Raw genomic sequence first — 3,570 nt, 5'->3', positions numbered from 1 at the left:
CCACATGGGGCCGCCGTAGGCGTCGACGTATTGGGTGAGGGCCTGGGGGATGGTGAACTTCTGTTTGGAGGAGAGGAAGACGATCGGCTCCAGGTAGAGGTTCCAGCTGTGCAGGAACGTGAAGATCGCGACCGCGCCGATTGCCGGCCGGGCCAACGGTAGGCAGATGCGGTAGAAGAGGCCGAAGCGGCCCAGGCCGTCGACGCGGCCGGCTTCCTCGAGTTCGGCGGGGAGCGTGATGAAGAACTGGCGCATGATGAAGGTCGCCAGCACGCTGGGGGCACCGAGCATCGGGATCAGGATGAGCGGCCAGTGGGTGTCCACCAGGCCGAAGGCGTCGAACATCTTGTACAACGGGATGATCGTCACCTCGTTCGGGATCAGCAGCCCGGTCAGGACGACCAGGAACACAACCCCGGCGCCGCGGAACTTCACCCGGGCGAACGCGTACCCGGCGAGCGACGACACCGCCAGCGTCCCGATCGTCACCACCAGCGCGATGTAGAGGCTGTTCAGGTACTGCCGCCCGAACGGCTGCAGCTCGAACACCTGCTTGTAGGCGTCCAACGTCGGCGACCCCGGCAGCAGCGAGGGCGGAAACGCGAAGATCTCCGACACCGGCTTGAGCGACGTCGTCGCCATCCACCAGATCGGGAACACGAAGGGCACACAACACACCAGCAGTACGCCGTAGATCAGCAGCTTAAGCCTCATGGAACACCCACTTCTTACGCATCTGCCACTGGATCACGGTCAGCACCAGCACGATCAGGAACAGCACGAGCGACAGCGTGGCGCCGTACCCGAAGTGGTGGAACTGGAACGCCTGCTGGTACAGGTAGTAGACGAGTACGGTCGTGGACGTCCCCGGACCGCCTTGCGTCAGTACGGCGATCTGCGCGAACACCTGCAGCGACCCGACGATCGTCAGGATCATCGTCAGCAGGATCGTTGGGCTGATCAACGGGACGGTCACCCGCCGGAACCGCGCCCACGCCGACGCCCCGTCGATCCGGGCCGCTTCGTACAGCTCCGCCGGTACGCCCTGCAGCGCCGCCAGGAACAGCACCATGTTCAGCCCGACGTTCTTGAACAGTTGTACGACGATCACCGACACCATCGCCGTACCGCCGGAGCGCAGCCAGTTCGGCCCGTTGATGCCGAAGACGTGCAGGAAAGCGTTCACGCCGCCGTTGTCCTGCAGCAGGAAACCCCACACGATCGTCCACGCGACGAGCGTCACCACGACCGGCGAGAAGAACAGCGTCCGGAAAATCACCGTTCCGCGGAGTTTCTGGTTCAGCAGCACGGCGAGGAACAGCGCGAGGCTGAGGTTCAGCACCACCAGCCCGACCGAGAACAGACCCGTTGCCTGCAGCACCGGACCGAGCCGCTGGTCGTCGGCGAGCGCCTTGTAGTTGTCCCCGCCGACGAACTCGAACGTGCCGGCCAGCAGGTTCCACTCGTGCACGCTGTACCAGACCACCAGCCCGAGCGGCACCAGCACGAACGCGACGATGCCGGCCAGTTGCGGCGCGACCATCAGCCAGCCGGCCAACGTGTCACGCCGCCGCATTGTCCAGTACGGCGCCCGCGCGGACGCGGCCCCTGAACGCCTGGGCCGCGTGGGCTTCTCGGCGAGCAGGGTCATTTCGCCAGCAGGGGGTTGATCTTCGAGCAGACGCCGGACAGTACGGTCTTCACGTCGGCGTCCGGCTTCCACAGCGGGTCGAGGGCGGCGCGAACGGTCTGCTGCAGCTCGGCGTACCCGGTGTGACTGGGCTTGATCGTCCCGTTTTCGATGCCCTTGACAACAACACTGTCGAGTTGGGCGGGCTTGAGCAGCGGGTTGGCCTTCGCCAGTGCGGCCGCGTTCAGCTCGGACTTCCGCGGCGGCGGGAAGAACTCCGCCAGCTTGGCCGAGTTCTGCGCGTTGCTGAAGTACGCCAGGAACTGCTTGGCCGCCTCCGCGTGCTTGCCGCGCTTGAACACCCCGATCCCGGCCTGCCCGACCACGGAGTACTCACCGGCCGGACCCTTCGGCAACGGCACCAGGTCCCAATGGAACTTGGCCTTCTCGAGCAGCGCCGCCCGGCTGATCTGGGTGACCACCATCGACGAGTCGCCCGCGAAGAAGTCCTTCGTGATCCCCGGCCCCGGCATGCCCTTGTCGGTGAAGATCATCTTGTGCACGAACGTCATCGCGTCCACCATCTGCGGCTGGTCGAACTGGCAGCTCTTGCCGTCCTCGCTCCACGGCCGCGCACCCCACCCGGACCAGATCGCGTTCAGCGTGTCCCAGCCCTTGTAGTCGAAGTCGCCGACCACCAGACCACCCTTGCCGGTCTTGGCCTGTACGGCGGCAGCGGTCTTGGCGGCCTCGTCCCACGTCCATGTCCCGGAGGCGATCTGCTGCGCGGGCTCCGGCCGCCCCGCCGCCTTCACCAGGTCGGTGTTCACGAACACCCCCAGCGGCGAGGTGGAGAACGGGTACGCGTACAGCTTGCCGTCCTTCTCCCAGTTGGCCGTCGTACTCGGGACCAGGTCCGGGTCCTTGTCGATCGGCTCCAGCGCACCGGAGCTGACGAAGTCCGGCGCGTTGCTCTCGAAGATCCACGCCAGGTCCGGGACGTTGCCGCCGCCGATCTGGGTGGTCAGCGTGGTCGTGTAGCTGTCGAACGGGATCGACTCGAAGCTGATCTTGCCGATCTCCGGATGGTCCTTCTTGTAGTTCGCGGCGATCTGGTCGAACAGCGCCAGGTGCTTGGCGTTCGCGCTCCAGATCGTCATCCGCAGGTCGATCGGCCCACTCGCGCTCGCGCCGGAGCCGGAGCCGCCGCCGCATCCGGCGGCGGCCAGCACCGCGGCCGCGGACAACGCCGCTGTCAGTCTCTTCATCTCAGGGGACCTTCCATCAGTAGCCGGAGCTCAGTAACCCTCAATGGCCGGCCAGGCGAGTTCGATGCCCTGGGCAACCAGGCGGTCCTGGAACTCGCCGAGCAGGGCAGGGGTGGCGTGGACCGCATGCGGACTGACACCGCGGTCGAGGCAGAAGCCGGCCAGCAGGCCCGCGGCCTCGCCGATGTTCCACTCGACCGGGTGCAGCCGGTAACAGCCGTTGGTGATGTGCGTGGTGCCGAGGTTCTTGCTCGCGGGCAGCAGGTTCTGCACCCGCTGCGGGATCATTGCCCCGAGCGGGATCCGGAACGGGCTGCTCGCCACGTCGATGTAGTTGTCCCCGCCGGTCGACGGGTGCAGGTCGATCCGGTACATCCCGATCCCGACGCTGTCGTCGTACGCCACCGCCCCGCGGCTGCCGCGGACCGCGACCGACAGGTCCTGCTCGACGATCGTGTACGCCGCCTTGATCCGCCGCGACTCCCGGATGTACGGCGCCTGCGCGAGGCCGTCCGCCGAACCGAGCAGATCGCCGCGCAACCGCAGTCCGCGGAACCCGGTGCCGCCGTCGGGGCGCGGCGCCTCGGTCTGCAGCCAGTAGAAGACGGCCTGCGACAATTCCCGGGCCGCGGCGAGGTGCTTCGCGGCGTCCGGTACGTCGATCACCGGGCC

At 66.9% G+C, this 3,570-nt stretch carries 4 protein-coding genes; all 4 read right to left on the bottom strand.

All coding sequences use genetic code 11. The features are described from left to right. Nucleotides 1-714: carbohydrate ABC transporter permease (locus tag VFF46_RS34925; protein ID WP_325041527.1), on the bottom strand; the 714-nt coding region annotated here is incomplete at its 3' end. Continuing rightward, nucleotides 704-1,651 carry a sugar ABC transporter permease gene (locus tag VFF46_RS34920; protein ID WP_325041526.1) on the bottom strand — a complete coding sequence of 316 codons (948 nt, stop codon included), beginning with the start codon at nt 1,649-1,651 and terminating at the stop codon, nt 704-706. The genes VFF46_RS34925 and VFF46_RS34920, both read right to left, overlap by 11 nt. Continuing rightward, nucleotides 1,648-2,898: a sugar ABC transporter substrate-binding protein gene (locus VFF46_RS34915; protein WP_325041525.1), complete on the bottom strand. Its 1,251-nt coding sequence runs from the start codon at nt 2,896-2,898 to the stop codon at nt 1,648-1,650. Before VFF46_RS34915 ends, VFF46_RS34920 begins: the two co-directional genes overlap by 4 nt. Nucleotides 2,899-2,928: 30 nt before the next feature. Next, nucleotides 2,929-3,570, bottom strand: a 642-nt coding sequence (locus tag VFF46_RS34910; RefSeq protein ID WP_325041524.1) for an FAD-dependent oxidoreductase, incomplete at its 5' end; no start/stop codon positions are given.

It is taken from the genome of Kribbella sp. (assembly GCF_035655035.1).
GTDB lineage: Bacteria > Actinomycetota > Actinomycetes > Propionibacteriales > Kribbellaceae > Kribbella.
This window is presented reverse-complemented; position numbering and strand designations above follow the sequence as displayed.

Excerpts from the sequence above, each read along its gene's own strand:
- VFF46_RS34920 (WP_325041526.1), bottom strand. The coding sequence starts at position 1,651 with ATGACCCTGCTCGCCGAGAAGCCCACGCGGCCCAGGCGTTCAGGGGCC.
- VFF46_RS34915 (WP_325041525.1), bottom strand. The coding sequence starts at position 2,898 with ATGAAGAGACTGACAGCGGCGTTGTCCGCGGCCGCGGTGCTGGCCGCC.